The 20,086-nt window shown below is 41.4% G+C and carries 15 protein-coding genes; 2 read left to right on the top strand and 13 right to left on the bottom strand.

Annotated elements, in window-relative coordinates:
• Positions 1 to 33 precede the first annotated feature (33 nt).
• Positions 34 to 1,974, bottom strand: coding sequence for a molecular chaperone DnaK (gene dnaK, locus JMY00_RS10705; RefSeq protein WP_201580141.1), 1,941 nt, complete (start codon positions 1,972 to 1,974; stop codon positions 34 to 36).
• A gap of 183 nt (positions 1,975 to 2,157) precedes the next feature.
• Complete coding sequence (gene grpE / locus JMY00_RS10700) at positions 2,158 to 2,757, bottom strand: nucleotide exchange factor GrpE (RefSeq protein WP_201580140.1); 600 nt, start codon at positions 2,755 to 2,757, stop codon at positions 2,158 to 2,160.
• A gap of 432 nt (positions 2,758 to 3,189) precedes the next feature.
• Between grpE and JMY00_RS10695 the strand changes: the two genes are divergently transcribed.
• Positions 3,190 to 4,602, top strand: coding sequence for an alpha/beta hydrolase (locus JMY00_RS10695; protein ID WP_201580139.1), 1,413 nt, complete (start codon positions 3,190 to 3,192; stop codon positions 4,600 to 4,602).
• 32 nt (positions 4,603 to 4,634) lie between these two features.
• Here JMY00_RS10695 and JMY00_RS10690 read toward each other — a convergent pair whose 3' ends face one another.
• From JMY00_RS10690 to fmt, 10 genes are all read right to left on the bottom strand, one after another.
• Positions 4,635 to 5,768 (bottom strand): metallophosphoesterase, encoded by a 1,134-nt coding sequence (locus JMY00_RS10690; protein WP_201580138.1) that lies wholly within the window; start codon positions 5,766 to 5,768, stop codon positions 4,635 to 4,637.
• An 86-nt stretch (positions 5,769 to 5,854) separates the two neighbouring features.
• The gene (locus JMY00_RS10685) at positions 5,855 to 6,865 is read right to left on the bottom strand and encodes a TIGR01777 family oxidoreductase (RefSeq protein ID WP_201580137.1); all 1,011 of its coding nucleotides are present in this window, start codon (positions 6,863 to 6,865) and stop codon (positions 5,855 to 5,857) included.
• Positions 6,866 to 7,124: 259 nt separating this feature from the next.
• The gene (locus JMY00_RS10680; protein ID WP_165597793.1) at positions 7,125 to 7,532 is read right to left on the bottom strand and encodes a hypothetical protein; all 408 of its coding nucleotides are present in this window, start codon (positions 7,530 to 7,532) and stop codon (positions 7,125 to 7,127) included.
• 134 nt (positions 7,533 to 7,666) lie between these two features.
• Positions 7,667 to 7,828 carry a hypothetical protein gene (locus JMY00_RS10675; RefSeq protein WP_201580136.1) on the bottom strand — a complete coding sequence of 54 codons (162 nt, stop codon included), beginning with the start codon at positions 7,826 to 7,828 and terminating at the stop codon, positions 7,667 to 7,669.
• Between the two features lie 450 nt (positions 7,829 to 8,278).
• Positions 8,279 to 8,908 carry an L-threonylcarbamoyladenylate synthase gene (locus tag JMY00_RS10670; RefSeq protein WP_201580135.1) on the bottom strand — a complete coding sequence of 210 codons (630 nt, stop codon included), beginning with the start codon at positions 8,906 to 8,908 and terminating at the stop codon, positions 8,279 to 8,281.
• A gap of 117 nt (positions 8,909 to 9,025) precedes the next feature.
• A complete protein-coding gene (gene dprA, locus JMY00_RS10665; RefSeq protein ID WP_201580167.1) occupies positions 9,026 to 10,276 on the bottom strand; it encodes a DNA-processing protein DprA in 1,251 nt (416 codons plus the stop codon).
• Between the two features lie 75 nt (positions 10,277 to 10,351).
• Positions 10,352 to 11,449, bottom strand: a complete 1,098-nt coding sequence (locus JMY00_RS10660; protein WP_240990730.1) for a LysM peptidoglycan-binding domain-containing protein — start codon at positions 11,447 to 11,449, stop codon at positions 10,352 to 10,354.
• A gap of 325 nt (positions 11,450 to 11,774) precedes the next feature.
• Positions 11,775 to 13,196 (bottom strand): threonine synthase, encoded by a 1,422-nt coding sequence (gene thrC / locus JMY00_RS10655; protein ID WP_201580133.1) that lies wholly within the window; start codon positions 13,194 to 13,196, stop codon positions 11,775 to 11,777.
• Between the two features lie 45 nt (positions 13,197 to 13,241).
• Positions 13,242 to 14,813, bottom strand: coding sequence for a transcription antitermination factor NusB (locus JMY00_RS10650; protein WP_201580132.1), 1,572 nt, complete (start codon positions 14,811 to 14,813; stop codon positions 13,242 to 13,244).
• Between the two features lie 65 nt (positions 14,814 to 14,878).
• Entirely contained in the window at positions 14,879 to 15,949 is a 1,071-nt protein-coding gene (gene fmt, locus JMY00_RS10645; RefSeq protein ID WP_201580131.1) for a methionyl-tRNA formyltransferase, read from the bottom strand.
• A 327-nt stretch (positions 15,950 to 16,276) separates the two neighbouring features.
• Here fmt and JMY00_RS10640 point away from each other — a divergent pair, with 327 nt between their 5' ends.
• On the top strand, positions 16,277 to 19,030 hold the full coding sequence (locus JMY00_RS10640; protein ID WP_201580130.1) for a hybrid sensor histidine kinase/response regulator: 2,754 nt from the start codon (positions 16,277 to 16,279) through the stop codon (positions 19,028 to 19,030).
• A 105-nt stretch (positions 19,031 to 19,135) separates the two neighbouring features.
• On the opposite strand, the gene JMY00_RS10635 is transcribed toward JMY00_RS10640, so the two are convergent.
• Positions 19,136 to 19,810, bottom strand: a complete 675-nt coding sequence (locus JMY00_RS10635) for a riboflavin synthase (protein ID WP_201580129.1) — start codon at positions 19,808 to 19,810, stop codon at positions 19,136 to 19,138.
• Positions 19,811 to 20,086 lie beyond the last annotated feature (276 nt).

The following is a 20,086-nucleotide window of genomic DNA, read 5'->3' as shown; positions in this document are numbered from 1 at the left end:
TGCGTTTTTTCATTTAACTAGTTAGTAGCCGTATTATTTTTTGTCTTCGTCTACTTCAGTGAACTCAGCATCAACGACGTCGTCATCAGCTTTGTTGCTACCAGCATCGTCAGCACCTTGTTGGAACTGGCTTGGATCCATACCTTCTGCACCAGCGCCGCTATCAGCGTAGATTTTTTGGCTGATTGGCAAGAATGCATTGTCTAAAGCTTCAAGCTTAGCTTTGATTTCGTCATGATCATCTTCTTTCGCTGCAGCTTCAAGCTCAGTGATCGCAGATTCTACTGTTGATTTTTCTTCATCAGTGACTTTATCTTCTGCTTCTTTCAGCGCTTTTTGTACGGCATGAATACGACCATCTGCTTCGTTACGAACTTGCGCTAGGTTAGCGAACTTCTCATCTTCAGCAGCATTGGCTTCTGCATCGCGAACCATTTGTTCGACTTCTTCATCCGACAGACCAGAATCCGCTTTGATTTGGATACTTTGTGCTTTACCAGTACCTTTATCAGTTGCTGAGATGTTCATGATACCATCAGCGTTGATGTCAAAAGACACTTCGATTTGTGGTAAGCCACGTGGTGCTGGTGGGATATCCGTCAAGTCAAAACGACCAAGCAGTTTGTTTTGGTTAGCGATTTTACGCTCACCTTGATATACCTGAATCGTTACTGCTGGCTGGTTGTCTTCAGCGGTTGAGAATACCTGTGATTTCTTGGTAGGAATCATGGTGTTTTTCTCGATAACTGGCGTCATAACACCGCCCATCGTTTCGATACCTAGGGTCAATGGCGTTACATCAAGTAGCAATACGTCAGTTTTATCACCAGACAATACCGCGCCTTGGATTGCCGCACCAGCTGCCACAGCTTCATCAGGGTTCACGTCTTTACGTGGCTCTTGACCAAAGAACTCTTGTACTTTTTGTTGTACTAGTGGCATACGAGTCTGACCACCAACCAAGATTACATCGTTGATATCGCCAATTTTTAGGCCAGCATCTTCAAGGGCAATCTTACAAGGGCCCATGGTGCGCTGTACTAACTCTTCCGTTAAGCTCTCTAGTTTTGAGCGACTGATGGTCACAACCAAATGCTTAGGACCACTGCTATCAGCAGTAATATAAGGCAAGTTCACTTCAGTGCTTTGTGCACTTGATAGCTCAATCTTCGCTTTTTCAGCCGCTTCTTTTAGACGCTGCATCGCAAGAGAGTCACCTTTTAGGTTAACGTCTTGCTCTTTTTTGAATTCAGCCACTAAGAAATCAATCAATGCTGAGTCAAAGTCTTCACCACCTAGGAACGTATCACCGTTGGTTGCTAGTACTTCGAACTGTTGCTCGCCATCGACGTCTGCAATTTCAATGATTGAGATATCGAAAGTACCACCACCTAAGTCATATACAGCAACAGTGCTATCGCCTTGCTTCTTGTCCATACCATAAGCAAGTGCAGCAGCAGTTGGCTCATTGATGATACGTTTTACATCAAGACCAGCAATTTTACCCGCATCTTTAGTTGCTTGACGCTGTGAGTCATTGAAATAAGCAGGTACAGTTACAACTGCTTCAGTCACGCTCTCACCAAGATAGTCTTCTGCTGTTTTTTTCATTTTTTTCAAGATTTCAGCAGAAACCTGTGGTGGCGCAAGCTTTTTACCGTTGATTTCTACCCACGCATCGCCGTTGTCTGCTTTAGCAATTTTGTAAGGAACCATGCCAATGTCTTTTTGCACGACTTTGTCATCAAAACGACGACCGATCAAACGCTTGATCGCAAACAAAGTGTTGCTTGGATTAGTTACTGCTTGACGCTTAGCTGACTGACCAACAAGCGTTTCGTCATCTTTATAGGCGACGATCGATGGTGTTGTACGCGTACCTTCAGCATTTTCGATGACTTTAACTTTGTCACCTTCCATTACTGCTACACACGAGTTAGTAGTACCTAAATCAATACCAATTACTTTACCCATAATCAATTGCTCCTAATTTGTTTTTAACTATAAATACTTATTTATCCAGACCGTAGTCGGTCACTTGTTGCTATATATCGGTTTACCCGTCGTATTTTTCAAGGCAATAATCACGCAAAAACTATGTTTCATGTCATTTTTTGTGAAAAACCTTCATATTAGTAGGGTTTAGCCCTAAAAATATTACTGACCAACACGAACCATAGCTGGACGTAATAGACGACCGTTTAGGCTATAGCCTTTTTGTAAGACCGTACCAACTGTATCTGCCGCTGCTTCTGGGTCAATACCCACTGCTTCATGGAAGTCAGCATTGAATTTTTCACCTTGTGGATCGACCACTTCTACGCCGTTTTTGGTCAATACTGCAACCAATGCTTTGTGCGTTAATTGCACACCCTCAGCGACTGGATCATTGGCATCGGCATTTTCGATAGCGCGCTCTAAGTTGTCAACGATGTCTAACAATTCTTTAGCAAATTTCTGTAGTGCGAATTTTTTGCTCTTATCCGCTTCTTGCTCCATGCGTTTTTGCGCATTATAAGCTTCAGCATTAGCGCGTGCAGTACCTTCTTTGGCTTGTTTTACTTCGCCTTCTAGCTCAGCAATACGCGCTTTAAAAGTATCAAGGTTGATTTCGTTTTCGATAGTCGTTTCTTCACCTGAATTATTCTGTGGATCAAACTCTTTCATGGTTTCTTCTAAGATACTGTCATTGTGATCAATATTCTCATGTGCCACATTTTGGTCAAGATTTTCGTGGGTCGGGTTTTGCTCGCTCATGATAGCTCCTTGAAATTTCAATAATGAATATTAAGAGACGGCACAGTAGACCAAATCATTACTGGTCCTACTATGCCATTATTAAATGCTCGATGTTTCTAACTCATTGTTTTTTAATACGCTTCAATAGCTGCTTGATAAAGGTGATAAGGACAAATTTCAAGCCTAGAGCAAAGGAATTTTTACCATTTATGACAAATATTCGTGAAGTCTGGTTAAAGAGATGCATCTAATGTTTTTACTCCATGTCAATAAATCTCAATATTTGCTCACAAAAAGAACAAAAAACCACTATTTATTCCAATTGCTTTACGCTTATTAATCAAGCTATTACCAAACGATACGCTATTATTCTGCTAGCTATTTTATCATTGCTATAAATATTATCGCCCACACTCAAATGCACGCTAAAAATCATTTATGAGAGCTGTTATGTCTAATTCAAAAAATTTATCTATCAATACTTTGCTCAATAAAGCATTGATGACATTGCACTTAGCGTCAAAAGAAAATCCAGTGTCAAAAGAATCATCAAATCAAGATGCGAAAGCGTATGACTCATTAGAAAAACGTTTGAGCGTTAAAGAGAAAATACTCGCTTATAACCCTGTGGCAAACTATCAGCCGCATACATTGCATTACGCAATGAAAAGTCTCGGCTACTTACCAGACCCTATTTTGGAAGGCGCGATTGGTTATCTTAAAGGCCCTAATTCAAAACAGTATCTACATGCAAACGCTCATCTACGTCTCATCCTTGCAGTAAATAGTTACCTCAAAACGCCGTTAGAACTAACCCCAATGCCGGAATTGCGTGAGAGATTTACTGCTGATGCGGTAGCCATGCAATCACCTAGAGTATGGCAGCAAGCCAATACGACTATGCTAGGCAATATAAAGCCCTTCACTAAAAAAGGTGATTCACCTGTTAGCTGGAAAGATGAAATGATTGCCAATGCTGATGATGGCGACATGACTGTCCGTTGTTATAAAGCCGGCGGCAAAAAATCTGGTTTTAGAAGAAAACGTATCCATAATCCTGATGAAACAGTCATGCTGTTTTTTCATGGTGGCGGGTTCTGCATTGGTGATGTCGATACACATCATGAGTTTTGTCATGCAGTATGTGAGCAGACTGGCTGGTCTGTGGTTAGTGTCGATTATCGCTTAGCGCCTGAATGTCCTGCTCCAGCAGCATTAAAAGACTGTATCACTGCGTATGATTGGTTAGTTGAACACTGTCACACATTGGGCGCATTACCCTCTCGTATCGTTTTAGCAGGTGATAGCGCAGGTGGTGGTTTATCAACTTTAATTGCGCAGCAGCTGACCGCACCGAGCAAAAGCGCATGGGCAGACCTAGGGTTAGATGGACAGAAAATGTTTAATCTATTAGAAAAACTACCCGAACCTCTAGCGCAGATGCCTTTGTACCCAGTCACTGATATTGAAACAGATTATCCTAGTTGGGAGCTATATGGTGAGGGTCTACTATTAGATCATGCTGATGTAGCAGTATTTGATGCTGCTTGTTTGGAGAACAGTCCGCTGCCTCGCTTACACATACTGAACTCACCTATGTTGGGTGATAATAGTAAAGTCTGCCCAACTTACATTGTAGCTTCTGAGCTCGATGTATTACGTGATGAGGCATTTGCTTATGCAAAGCAGCTGAAAGGTTACGGCGTTGCTGTAGAGACCTATACTGTGCTTGGTGCACCGCATGGCTTTATTCACTTTATGAGTGTTCACCAAGGCCTTGGACAAGAGACAAACAATATCATTCTTGGGTTTAGCAGCTTTGTACGTGATATCATCAGTACACAATCGCGGTTAGCTGCATAGACCGCTTGCTAGCTAATTATCGGTTTGTATATTCAATTTGTATTGCCAGATAGTGTAATTAACCAAATCTCTGAGCGCGATCCCAATCGAAAGGGAATGCCCCAAAAACCATAACCAGAGGACACGACGAAGTGCCCTTTACCAATCTGCTCATAGCCATAGCCTAATCTATTAATAGCATTGACGATGAAATTAGCGGGGAATACTTGACCGTTGTGGGTATGTCCCGAGACTTGTAAATCTATAGGTAATTGACTGTGATTATCTATATCACTCGGTCTATGGTCTAACAATATCACTGGCTGCGACGTATCTACTTGCGTCAGCAGATCGGTAGTTGCTACACGTTGACGTTTATGATTATCAAAACGTCCAACTAACCATACTGGTTGACCCTCGTGCTCGATATAGAGCACCTCATCGTTCAACAATTGTATACCTGCATTTTGCAGCGCTTCGCTAATGGGTCGCTCATGACCATACAAATCATGATTACCCAATGTCGCATAGACACCACGTGGCAGACTACTGCACAATTCTGCTAAGTTTTGCTCCATATGATATTCATTAAAGGCCTCTGTATTATCATCCATAATATCCCCTGGCATTAGTAGCATATCTGCACCAGAGCGAATCATAAGTTGTTGCAATCTATCTATGGCTTTTACACCAAATAATCGTCCTATATGCAAGTCACTAGCGACTGCAATGCGTAATGGCTTGGTTAAAGGTTTATCTATATTAATAGAAAGCTTGCGTATAACAGGGGTATAGGCACTATATAACGAATAAATAAATAGTCCTAAAAATAGGAATAGCGCTAGTACTCTTAGCCCTATAGCCATTTCATTCGATTGGTGTAACGTACTACCTGATAAAGCAACTACTAGCAGATACCCTCCGTAGAATAGACTCACTGCCAACGCCGTCAGTATCATAAAATGCATGATTAGCATCCACCCACTAATCCAACGATAACTGTTAGCAAATGCTCTTTTTACGCTCAATACTAATAGGCCATTAGTAATAATGAATACACTGGCCCATATCATGGTCTGTAATGTTGGCGTTATCCAAGGCTGGAGCCACCACTGTATGCTCAATACTGTACCTAAGCTAAATAACTGTAATAGCAGAAAGATAGTGAAGAAAAATGCGTAACGCATGGACTGCCCTTAGACATAAATACGGTTCAGTAATTGATTATCAGAAGATGGTTTGTAATGTTTCACATGAAACAACCACTATATAACTATTTTTGGTTTTCTAACGCCTGCTGGAGTGTTGAATGTTTGAACGAATAACCTGCATCTAATAGCGCTTGTGGCAGCACTTTTTGACCATCGATAAGTAGGGTCGACATTTCGCCAAACATCAGCTTAAGCAAAAACTCTGGTAAAGTAAAAAACGTAGGGCGATGTAGCCATGAGCCAAGTGCTTTGGTAAAAATATGATTGGTCACAGGATTTGGAGCAGTAAGGTTATACACGACTGTATGTGTATCATTTGCGGTACTGTTTGCAGTTTTGATAGTGCTGTCACTAATAGGTGTACTATCTTGGGCTAAGCTTTCAATGTGATTACCATCTGAGTCGCTAGTAAGTTTAAGCTGCTGCTCGATAATAAAGATGACCGCACTAACCCAATCTTCACGACTGATCCAGCTCATGATTTGCTGTCCATCACCCAACTGTCCACCGACACCAAATTTAAATGGTAGCAACAATTTAGCCACCATACCGCCCTCAGGATGAATAACCACACCTGTTCTGACAATAGCTACAGGAACATCGTGATTGGTCGCTTTAAGTGCTAATTGCTCCCATTCATCACATAATGTATGGGCAAAATCCGTCTCATAATCGCTGTTTTCAGTCAGTGGCTTATCGCCTTGTGTACCATACCAGCCGATTGCCGATCCGCTCACCAATAACTTGGGTTTTGTGCTAGCACGTGCGATAAAATCCAATATCGACTGAGTAGGTTTGATACGGCTCGCCATCAACTGTTCTTTTCGCTCATCGCTCCAACGAGAGTCAGCAATCCCAGCACCTGCTAAATTCAATATGACATCAAAGCTCATATCAGACATCGCAAGCTCGTCATAAGTCATCATATTGATATCATCGGGATGTGGTTGGCCGCTATTACGAGTTAGCCAAGTAATCGCCACGTCTTTATTTTGTGCGCGAGACCGTGCCATTAACTCTCGGCTAAACGCACTTCCCAAAAACCCTGAACCGCCACTAATCAAAACATTCATACCTTACTCCCTATATGCCTCAAATATCACCACTATGACTTATCTTTGAGTTACTTATTGCTGAAGTACTTATCGTTCAATAAAAACCAGTCCGTTATAACCATCGTCTACTTTTTTGTGGTTTTTATCAAAACGACTTTTACATGCTTTTGGTAAAGGAAGGTGAGGAATGAAAGGTTTACGAGGTCAAACATTGCACTTTGATAATTACTGTCAAAGATAGAAGTTTTTTTATTAAAAAAGTATCTTAATTTTTTGGCTAATATTGCAGACTTTGTTTAGGTTTAGGTAATGCGGACATACCCACAATCAAAGCACTTATACCTCCTACTAAGCTAATCGCCAACCATGTACGAGCATCTTGACCAATAAAAAATGTGGCATTAATAGAAAAACCAACAAGAAAAACTCTTACCCACCATCTTTTGGACTTATATGTTTGTTTGGAAGCAAGCCATATACCGCACAATAGTGTAGGCATTCCAATAAGAAATACACCTGCAATAAGGTAAAAAGGTATGGCTACAGCGTATGCCAGACCTATATCCTTATTCCACATTATCAGCGATACTAAAATAGGGAATAAGATCAACTGATATAGCGTACCTAAAGTTAAAAATAAAAATATCACCATTTTTTTTGGATAGTGGCTGTTGTTATCTAACATTAGTTTTAACTCATAAGTTGGTCAATTTGTGAATGGAAATAATATAGCTGTTATAAACCGTTTCGAACTTTCTTGACCATCCAAACGCATCATAATATTTCAGAAATAGTTTGATTAGCTCTTTATTTAATGGCTCAGCCTACGTCTTCAATATTTTCTTTCAATACTGGTAAAGCTGACATACCTGCTAATACGGCACTTACTCCTCCAGTTAAACTGATAGAGAACCATATCACTAAACCAAATTTAGAAAATATAAACCAAACAAAAAATAAAGCATTAATAAGAACTCCCATAAAAAAAGTTCTTATCCACCACCCATCTTGTATGTATATTTCTTTATACGAATGCCACTTTCCCATCATTAATGTAGTTGGTATCGCAAACAAGCCACCTGCAATAAGATAAACTGGAAAAACAGTATGAACAATAGACCTATGCTGTCATCTGAGCTAAGAAGTGTAGCTATCCATGGAAAGATAATGAGCTCACACAGCGCACCTACGAATAAAAATAACTTAGTAACCTTCATTTTTGGATATTCAGCCAAACTTTCGTTCAAACTATGACTTGGCTGATTTAATTTATTTTTCATATGACCGCCTAAATCCTATTCAGGGCTACCGTCAGTATGTGATAAACAGTATTTGTGCCAGAACTACTGTAAAAATGTAGCTCATACAATAGAAAACATGTTAAGTAAGGCAAACAGGTAGCAAAAAAAACGTCTACATCTTTCTTGTCCACTAACGAATAACCAAGCCTGTCGTTGCGTCACGAATCTGGCTAGGTAAGGTATAACCCAATGTATCACCCTGCAAATAACCAATTTGCTCTTCGAAATAAGCATAGGCGGCTTCAAAGGTGCTAGCAGGCGTTTGTCCTGATCGGTTGCAGCTTGTAGAAACCAATAGACCAAATGGATTCTGCTCACTGACCATCTGCTGGCAAAGCTGACGAACTGTAGGATGCGAGATAACTCGAACAGCAATAGTCTGATGCTGACCGGTAATCCAAGTGGGCACAGTGCTTGCAAGCGGCTGAGGAATCGGTAATAACCAAGTATGTGCTTGGCGATTGTGCTGTTCATCTCTACTATCGTCTGTCTGCCAGCTATCAATAACCTGCTGGCGCTGAACATCATCTAAAGAGGCTAGTAAGGGGGCTAAGCGAGACACACTATCAGTAACGACTATCATGCCTTTGGCTTGTGGACGTTGTTTGATATCCAAGATACGCTGAACAGCTGCTTGGTCATAAGGGTCGCAACCAATACCCCAAACGCTTTCTGTAGGATACGCGAGCAGTTTTCCTTCTTTTAGCCACTTAGCAGCTTGGATGGCAGAATTAGTAATAAGAGGTGTAGGTTGGCTCATGACTTAAATGGTTCGTAGAAGTAAATCCTAATAATACCACAATAGAGATATTGTCTAGGAGAGTCTATAACTAAGGGCTATCTATGCCAGTGTCCAATAAGGAATATTTACGTTACTTTAAACGCGCAAATATCGTCCACCTTGTTCGCTGATAAGACCCATTAACTCAAGCTCCATTAGCTGACCAATCAACTGCGGCGGTGCAAGCTTGGTTGCACTAATAAGCGCATCTAAATCTTGCCCATGCCAGTCAAGCTGCTCATAGATTGCAGTTAAATGCTCAGGCACAACGACTGTACTGCGCGCAGGTTTTATCTCAGAGGATGGTTGCCGGCTAGTAGATTTGATTGAGTTTTTCTCTATCTCAAACGTATCGGAAGTCTGAGTGACATTCGAGTGATTGCTATTAGAGTTGGTAGCGTTTGCTGTTCTATAAGCGCCTTTATCGTAATCAAGCTGACCATTGACGTCTTCTAGTACTTGCTGCGGATGATAAATCAAGGTCGCACCTTCACGTATCAAATGATGGCAACCTTCTGCATTACTATTATCAATATGACTGGGAATAGCAAAGACCTGTTTACCTTGTTCAGACGTGAGACGTGCTGTTATAAGCGAGCCGCTTTTGATGGTCGCTTCCGTTACAATGGTCGCGAGACTCAGCCCAGCTACCAAACGATTGCGACGCGGAAAAGTATGTTTATGTGGCTGCGTATGCGGTAGTAGCTCACTAATAATGCAGCCACCTTGCTCGATAATTTGAGTAAATAACTGATCCCGATGATTGGGATAGTTTACATCGATCCCCGTACCCATTACACCAACTGTACGTCCCTGATAGTCAGAATCTGCCTGTGCTAGTGCACCTAAATGTGCGCGTTTATCTACACCCATAGCTAAGCCGCTAGTAACAATATAGCCTGCTTGCGCTAAATACTGTGCCATATCAAACGTGATTTTTTGCGCATGCGCGGTGGGTTTGCGGCTACCTACTATAGCGATTTGTGCTTGATGTAGGCGCGCGCTATTCCCACGATAAAATAATAAAGGCGGCGGGTCGTAGATTTGTGAGAGTTGGGCAGGATAGTCGGCGTCATCAGCGAATAGCAGACCATAGCGCCCATCTATCAATGCTTGCTGAATCTTATCGATATTGGCGAGTGTTTGCTCTGGCTGTTCATGACGTTTGAGATGGGTGTGGTGAATACCGAGCTGCTTCCATGCCTCTACTTTGGCTTGCCAGGCAAGCTGCGGATAACTGAAAGAAGTGATCAATTTGTGATAAGCAGATAACGATGCATTCACCTCGTACCACAGCGCTAAAATAGCGCGCTGATCGTCGGATAAAGAAGAGGTGACTGCCGTCATTGTCATCTGTCTCGTATAGGCAAGCTTAGATTAGTATTTAGTTTAATATATTGCTTAATACGGCCTTATAGCTATTTATAAATAAGGGGGTGGTAACAACTGATCGCCAATATTAAGTGGTAACTCAGAGTCAAGTACGTAAGCATAACTGATGTGGTCAAAGGTATTAAACACCATCACCATACCGCTAGGCTCGTTTGGTAGACGTACTGGTGTGTCATTATCTTTGGTATCACGTACCAAAGGCCCTTTTTGATAAACCGTCAGCACATCACCTGGTTTGGCGCCTTGTAAGCTACCCAAGTTGATAGCGACTACACTACCCTTCGCAGCCGAGCTGATAGAGTCCATGACACGTACGATCATACCGCCGCGACTGACACTTGCAGGGGTCGGGTAAAAAACAGGTGGAATCGCGTTGTCCAGCTCTACAAATACGCGATCCCCTTCACGCACTTCTTTGCCATAGCTGTCGATAAGCTGCAAGCTAGTCACACCATTACTTTCTGTAGAAGTAACGAGACCTGTCGCTACCTGCGTAACTTCTAAGCCTATCACTTCTTGCGTTTTGGGGTCTACATATAGCTCACCCTCACGGTAGACGCCGTAACGCTGGCCCACGATAAGCGGTACGCCTTTAGCATAGACTTTATCACCACGCGCAGTAATTAAGTTACGGTTTTTAGAAGCTAAAATATAAGGTGTGGTATTAAAGTCTTGGGGATTAACGATCAGCGTTTTATCAAGCCAATGCTGAATAGCTGACCACGGAATAGGAGGAATGCTATTGGCCGTCGAGGTAATCGCGACCGTGCTCGTACTTACATTTCCAGTAAGCTGCTTTTCAACGCCAGCACAGCCCTCGCCCGTATCGACACCTATGAGTGTCTTGCCTTGAATAACGCAAAGAATAAGAATGTCATTGGGATAAATCAGATTGGGGTTTTTGATTTGCTTATTGGTTGCCCAAATTTCTTTCCAGCGCCATGGGCTATCTAGATAGCGACCTGAGATATCCCATAAGGTATCGCCTTTTTTAACGATATAACGATTGGGCGCATCAGCTTTGATAGTTGGCGGCGGATTGTTAGCTTGAGCCGTGCTCATCAACATGGCACTACTAAACGTCGTCATTAACAGTGCTTTTGCTATCTTTTTTAAGCTCATCTTCATCGTTATATCCACAATATGTACCACTATGATCGACACAAAGAACCGTACTTAATTTATCACTGCAAAAACCTCTAAGATCAATAAAAGTTTAATTATATCAGTAACTTGTTAATAAAATTCTCATGGCGATTATAGGGTAACTGTTCAGTGTAATTGGCTAGAATAATTCCTAAAAAAGCGCCTAGCACAATGATGACTTGCTGACGCCGTTTCTAATATTACAATTATATCTACCATAACACAATCATAAACACTTTATTACAATGGTGTAACTTTTACGTGGATATTTTTCCTTGCTGATGATAACCCTAAAGACCGTAGTTACTTAAGCAGGATTCGGTGCGACATGTTGGCGGATTTGTTCAGCAACCAGTTCAGCCTTGTTATCCAGTACCACTACGTGCTGTGATAAATCTTCTAACCCTTCAGTATGCGCTGGACGAGCGATATCTATCTGACCAATAGCTTCAACAATAGTGTCCGCAAACTTAACGGGTAATGCTGTCTCTGCACAAACGATGATTTCGCCATCCAGCTGTAGCTCTTTAGCGACTTTAATGCCGTCTGCAGTATGTGGATCAACCAATTCACTATGCTGTTCATAAAGCGCTTTGATGGTTTGCAGACGATCGCTGTGAGTAGATTTACCAGCAGCAAAACCATAGCGAGTATTAACCGCTTCCATTAGCTCAGATAAGTCGAAACCTTGACCAGACTTCACCCCTTCAAATAACTCATGAACACGCGCGCTGTCTTTTTCTAATAATAGATAAACAAAACGCTCAAAGTTAGATGCTTTTGAAATATCCATCGACGGGCTTGAAGTGACATAGGTTTTTTCAGTCGGACGCGGCTGATAAGCGCCTTGATTAAAGAAGTCATTTAAAACGTCGTTTTCATTGGTTGCGACAATCAAACGGTCAATTGGCAATCCCATTTCGCGAGCAATGTGACCAGCACAGATATTACCGAAGTTACCTGATGGTACGCTAAAGCTGACTTTTTCATCGTTACTCGTCGTGACCGCAAAGTAAGCTTTAAAATAGTAAACAATCTGCGCTAGGATACGACCCCAGTTGATAGAGTTTACCGTGCCTAGGTTATAAGCGGCTTTAAACTCAGCATCTTGCTGTAGCGCTTTGACGATGTCTTGACAATCATCAAACATCCCATCGATAGCAATGTTATGAATATTAGCATCGGTCAAACTATACATCTGCGCACGTTGGAATTCACTCATTTTGCCGTGTGGTGACAGCATAAAGACTTCGATATTTTCTTTGCCGCGCAATGCATACTCTGCTGCACTACCCGTGTCACCACTGGTCGCACCAATGATCGTAATACGTGCATCTTTTTTCTTAAGCACATATTCAAAGGCATTGCCCAAAAACTGCATGGCAACATCTTTAAATGCCAATGTCGGACCGTTTGATAATCCTAGAATATATAAGCTATCTTCAAGCTTGCGGACAGGAACAATCTCGTCAGAGCCAAACACATCAGCAGTGTAAGTACGCTCAATGATATCTTGCAAATCAGCCACAGGGATATCTGTTGCAAAACGCTGCATAATCGCCATCGCAAGCTGTGGATAGCTGAGCGTACGCCATTCATCAAGCGTTGCGCTATCGATGTTTGGATAATGCTCAGGCAACATCAAACCACCATCTGGGGCAAGACCCATCAAAAGCACATCACTAAAATCCATCGGCGCTGTCTGACCACGGGTACTGATATATTTCATTAGATTGTCCTGTCTACAATAATGTTATTCAATAATTAAAACGGTTTATTCAGCAGTTTTTTGTAGCAATGCATAATAAAAACCATCGCCACTCGCGCTATCAATCGGCAAGCACTGACGACCGATTGCTTGTTCGATACCCCAGTTGCAATCTTCAGTAAACTCGATCACTGCTGCATCATTATGATGAGTGATAAAGTCCTGCATTTGCTCGACGTTTTCTTGCTTTAAGATGGAACATGTCACGTACAGCAAATAACCACCAGCTTTGAGTTGTGGCCATAAGTTATGCAAGATATCTGCTTGCAACAATGCCGTTTGCTCGATGTCTTCTTCAGTACGTAAGATACTGATATCAGGATGACGGCGAATCACGCCAGTCGCAGTACAAGGAGAATCTAATAATATCGCATCAAATACCGGCTCATTTGTCGCCGCTTTTTTATTTTTGCCATGCTGCCATCTGGTTGCATCCGCACAGACAATATTAAGTGCGATGCTGTTATTTGCTTGCTGCAAATCATGCTGACTTAGATTTAAACGCTGTAAATTTTCACGAATACGCTCGATACGCGGCGCTTCGTTATCAATAGCTGTTACCTTGATATCAGTAATCGCAGATGACGTTTCATTATTGTCTTGTTTCACGTGAAACAACGATGATTCGTCGTTAGCGCTTATTAGCTCTAACCAATGAGCAAGCTTTCCACCAGGTGCTGCACAAGCATCTAGAATATGTATCTCATTATTCGTATTTTCCGTATCAGATTTTTCAGCACTAAGCTTAGCCATTAATGCTTTATTGATAATCGGTGCAGCTAACTGAGCATGCATATCTTGCACGCTAGCCGTTCCTAAAGCGAAATCAGGCAAAGCATTAACGGCAGTGCTTTGATGTAGTCTAAGACCTTTGGTTGATAGCGTAGCAGCGGTAGACTCTGATGAGTTCGCTACCTTAAAGCCAGTCGTTAGCTCAACGATATCTGCATCAATTTCTGCCCCATCCAATGCATGCTGATAATCCTCTACCGAAGTAACCGCAGAATTCACTCGTAAAAACATCGGGGCTGGTTGGCGCAAGCCTTGTGTCAGCTCATCATACTGTTCGCTCCAATCTTGCTTAAGCTGATAAGCGAGCCAGTTCGGTAAGCTATGCTTTTTATCGCATTTCTTACGGAATTTGCTTGGATTCTTAGCGACTTTACGCAAAATAGCATTTACTAAACCAGTCGAGTGAGCGAATTCAATCTCTTTGGCAGCTTCAACGGTTTCATGAATCGCAGCATGGTCAGCCACTTCTAAATATAGCAACTGTACTAAGCCTACTTGAATGGTGGTACGCACCTCAATCTCGTCGATAGGGTTGTCTGCTAAGCTATCGAGCAAACGTGCCAGCGCATGCCACTGACGCAATGTCGTGAGCAGTAATGCGTGAGCAAAACCTTTGTCACCATCGTGCAGACTATTTAGCAATGGATCAAGGACGCTTGATAGCGACTGACCGTTTTGAATAGCCAGTAAAGTACGAATCACACGCACGCGTACGCTGCCATTCATAATAAGATTGCTTGATGGTTTGAGCTTATTGTTTCTAGGCGCAGTACTGTTTTGTCTCATTAAATTTCATTTCCTTGACGTATGATCGATAGCGTCTTGTGCAAGTAGGTTAAATATAAGTAACGTTATTTTGTTTCTGACGTAAATTGATCGCCGTCATTTAATTGGTTGCCATGGCAAACTTGTTCAGCAGTCATCGGCTTACCACCTGCAAACTGTAAATGGGTAATGGCTAAAATGGTGGCTGATGATTCAGCGTCACTCTCTTTACCACAAGCGACTAAAATCGCTTTTCGTCCGACACTGATAACCGTTCCAGCAGGCTCATTGGTTTGCTGCGATGTATTTACAGGTAAGCTAGCCAGTACTTTAACGCGCTGCCCCGCCAAAAAAGTATAAGCACCTGGCCATGGCGTCAACCCACGAATTTGGCGTTCAATAGCGGCAGCAGGCTGCGACCAATCAACTTCGCCTTCGGTTTTGACCAGTTTTTCAGCGTAGTTGGCTTGACTATCGTCTTGAGCGATAGCTTGATCTTGATAAGTGGGCAAATCCTTTAATACCGTACTAATGGCTGTCGCACCAAGTGCAGCCATCTTATCATGTAGGCTAGCAGCGGTATCATCAGAGGCAATACTTTCGCTAACTTTATAAAGCATGTCACCTGTATCAAGACCTTTGTCCATCTGCATAATGGTAATTCCTGTCTCATCGTCTCCGGCCAAGAGTGCACGATGGATAGGTGCAGCACCGCGCCAGCGTGGCAACAGTGAAGCGTGAATATTCAAGCAACCATGAGTAGGCGTCTCTAATACACCGATAGGTAAAATCAAGCCATAAGCGGCGACAATCATCACATCTGGTTGATAGGTGCGCAGAGTTTGCCTAGCAGCTAGACCTTCTGCACTAGACTTTTTGAAAGTGACTGGCTGCTCTACAGCGATATCATGTGTCAATGCAACTTCTTTTACCGCAGAGGCTGACAACTTTTGACCACGACCTGCTTTACGATCAGGCTGCGTGTAAACAGCGACTATCTCTATATTCAGCGCTGCTTGCTGCTTAATTAATGACTCAAGGCTAATAGCAGCAAATTCAGGCGTACCCGCAAATACTACCCTTAATCGGTTAGTAGTTGGGTTATCATGGTCAGTAAGCGAGTTAGATGTATCAAAGGTAGGAGCAGTTGTAGTCATAATCATGCATTATATAAAGTTTATTTGTTCATTATAGGTGAGTTTACGGCGCAGTGCCATGATTGTAATGACCTCACTTCATGATAACCAATGACATTATTTGCCTTTATAATATCAAGGACATCGAACGTTCTATTTATATCTTTTACAAAACAATTTGGTGTTAATAACCACTCTCTGTAAACAGTAAGCCGTTATTCTGCTATAAACAGAAGGTAACACTATAAATGTTAGACAATTCAGCTGTCGTATAATTCACCTACAATATGTAGAAACCTCATTTTTATTTCACTATATTCTTTCGTGTCGAGATAGGGCCACGCTTTCATGCAACAGTTTCAGTCCTTACAACGCTTATTGATTTTTTATGCCTTGTCTCTCACGGTTATGTTACTGCTGTACTATGTCACACTGTTTGATGGGATAAAAAAACATAGTGAGCAACATAGCATAGATACTTTTTATTCCCTACAGCACAGTATTATTGAGCATGCAGCACCTGTAGATAGTGAAATAAAAAAAATCTTAGAACAACCTACTTTTGATCAACTGAGTTATCAGCTGATTTTAATGATGCCTTCTGGGCAGACCTATATTCATCATAATACTCGTCCTAATGAATCTGCTTTTTCTACCGTTGCTTTCCCTACCATCGGTACATCAGCTTCTAGCAGCAGCGACCATAGCTCTTATACTGTCAATAGTAATGAACTAACAGGGATCATTAATCTAAAAAGCGGACATCAAATTTATATCGTATTACGTCATGAGCCTTTTGTTGTTGACTGGATATCTTACCGTTATTGGCTCCCTTTGATGGTCGCCATCATACTATTCTTCATGGCATTGCTCTATATGCTCAATCGTCGAACTAACTGGGAACAATTACTGGTTTATACCGATAATTTGAGTAGCCGCGCAAAAGAATCTTATACGCCGCCGCCGTTTTTACAAAAGAAATCTACTACCGAGTTCATGCTGTTAGGTCATGCATTAAGTCGAGTCAGCTACCAACTACATAATGACTATCGGCGTATAAAAACATTGACTCATCGGTTAGAACGCTTGGTTGATCAGGCACCCTTACCGATGTTGATGAGTATACGACATGGTCAAATTAGTTTCTATAATCAGCGTTTTGAGCAAGTGTTTACTCCTCCTACACAGAGGGAACAGAGCTATGAGCTGACTGATTTCGTTGAAGGGAAAGATGAGGCCACTCAAATACTCTTAAAAACTATTTCAAGTTTACGCGTTGCTCGCACACTCATGGTTTATGGCTTGGAGAACAAACAAGCCTACCAACTACACGTAACACCATGGTTCGGTGAACATGGGCAAGTTCACGGTTTTACTGTGATTTTTAATAATGTCGATGAGATTTTCCATCAATCTGAGCAATTACAGCTGCACAACCAACAACTGCAATTACAAATTGATGAATCAAACGAAGCCCAGGCATTTATAGGTCGTAAGTTAAGGATACCACTAGAGAAAATAATTGATTCGTTGGAACCCATCGACCCTTCAACATTGACGACTCAAGGCAAAAAGACTCTAAATACATTGATTGCAACCAGTCAAAGCATGTTGACTGTGCTCAATGAGACGCTAGCAACAGAGGAAGTTGAAGTCCGAAAAACACGTCTGAGTATCGAAACGGTTGATATTTATAAGGTAAGCAAAGAGGTTAGCAATTTAGTCACAAAAGAAATAAGACAACAAGGGTTAGAATTGATCTATTTCTTTGCACCGGACTGTCCTCGTTACATCGAAACTGATTACATTCGACTGCACCATATCCTATTAAACCTATTGAAAAACGCTATTAGTTTTACAACATCAGGCTATGTCGCGCTCACTGTTGATCGTGTACCTGAAGATAAAGTAACGCGAATAAGTAATCAGCCTTTAACTCCTAACAATGACACGACAATGCCTGCGCAGACATCTTATTGGATTCGGTTTAGCGTAAAAGACACTGGAGCAACTATTACTCCTGAGAGAAAAAATCAATTAGTCAATATCTTGAATCAAAGCAATCATAACTTAGTTGAAGACAGTAATATTGGCTTGAGTGATGCCAATAGCTTTGCTCAGTTACTCGGCGGTTTTATCGAACTAAGTAATACGGTGGATAAAGAGACGATATTTAGCCTCTACCTTCCTTATCCTCATACCACTTATCAATCGGTATATCATCGTTGTTCGCAGCTGCCCCATATTCACCTTATCGCTATCATCAATCAGCCTCTAGTTGCTGAACATTTACAACGTTTGTGCGAGTACTTAACGATATCCGTGACTATCTACAGCACTTTAGATAGAGCCACTGTACAGCAGCTAAAAAATAAATTAAAACAAGATGAGCAAACCATCATTCCTGTCTTGTTATTAGATTATGAATACAGCGAATCCACCACCGTATCAGATCATGCGAGCAACAAGTATAGCGAGCAACAAGAAGCGTTAAAAGACCTAGTCACTACGCCTTCACTACCAAAGATATTACTTAGCATGAAACTTGAAAGGCATATACCTTCTACTTTACTAGGCCAATATGATGGGTTTTTGACCAAACCCTTGGACGCAAGTTTACTACTTTCTGAACTGCTACGTTTAACCTTGTTTGCAAGGAAAACGCTAAACATACTGGTCAAACATCAATACGACAGTAGTCTATCTTTTGTAGAAGATATACCTAAGAAAGAAATCTTGTCTCCACTAATTTTGGTCGTAGAAGACAGTCCTACTAACCAAAAGATAGCCTGTAAGATGTTAAGTAAGCTTGGTTATCGTAGTATTGTCGCAGAAGATGGACAGCAAGCACTCGAGAAACTCAAAAGCCAACGTGAAGAGATTTCTTTGATTTTGATGGACTGCAGAATGCCCGTTATGGATGGCTTACAAGCCACACAAATGATTCGTTCACAAGGCGATAAAATACCGATTGTGGCGCTAACTGCAAATAATACAGAAGAAGATCGCGATGCTTGTATGCAAGTTGGTATGGACGAGTTTTTATCCAAACCCATTAGTAAGAAAGACTTAGAAGCCGTTTTGCAGAGTTTTATACAATAAATCTCTAGTGCAAATAAAAAATACCCTATCGATATCACTTAATCAAAGTAATATCGATAGGGTTAAAAGCTTGGTACGAGAATAATATTTCGATAAGCTTAATTGTTATTTCATAAACCCATTATTGGCCAAAAATGCTTCTGTGATTTGGCTTTGCGGGTTTGACGCATTCATATCGCCAGATTGAGATTTATTTAATAGACGCTCTAGATAACGGGCAACGATATCTACTTCAATATTAACTTTGTTACCTACTAACCAATGCTTAGCGATATTCGTCACTTGAGCAGTATGCGGAATGATATTTAGAGAAACAATATTGTCACGCACTAAATTGGTCGTCAGACTGATACCATCTACTGTAATAGAGCCTTTGGTCGCTGTATAGTGCGCCAGCTCCTGCGGTATCTCAATCTCAATATAGATAGAACGAGCATCTTGTTGTAATTTACTAACGACCCCTACTCCATCTACATGACCAGCGACGATATGACCACCAAAACGAGTTGTCGGTAGCATGGCCTTTTCTAGATTGACCGTATGTCCAGCTTTTAACCCTTCTAATGCTGTTCTAGCAATAGTTTCACGTGAGACATCAACAGAGTAGTAATTACTTCCGAGCTCCACCACGGTTAAACAAATACCATTTGATGCAATAGAATCGCCTAGCTTCACGTCACTGAAATCTAAGTCATCAGACTCTACTGTCAAACGTATATCACCGCCTGTCGCCTGCATCGATTTAACTTTTCCAACGCTTTCTATAATTCCAGTAAACATACTATCCTCATCTCATTACTGTATTGCCTTCATAGGCGAATATTTTAGTTTATCAAATCAGCTATCAATTCTTTATCACAACTTGTTCAAATAACTGAAAGTGAAACATCGTTAGACTTGACCTTTAATAGGATAGATTGTGGATAAGTAAGGATAAATCAATAGAGGTATAACTAGAAGTCGCTATAAATGCATAGTTATCCACAATAAATGAAAATTACACATGAAACCTATTTATTTATAAACATACGGTTAAGGTATTGATTTATATAATAT

It is taken from the genome of Psychrobacter sp. Pi2-52, assembly GCF_904846705.1.
In the GTDB taxonomy this organism is placed as follows: domain Bacteria; phylum Pseudomonadota; class Gammaproteobacteria; order Pseudomonadales; family Moraxellaceae; genus Psychrobacter.
Note: the sequence above shows the minus strand (reverse complement) of the source record. Positions and strands in the feature narration are given on the sequence as shown.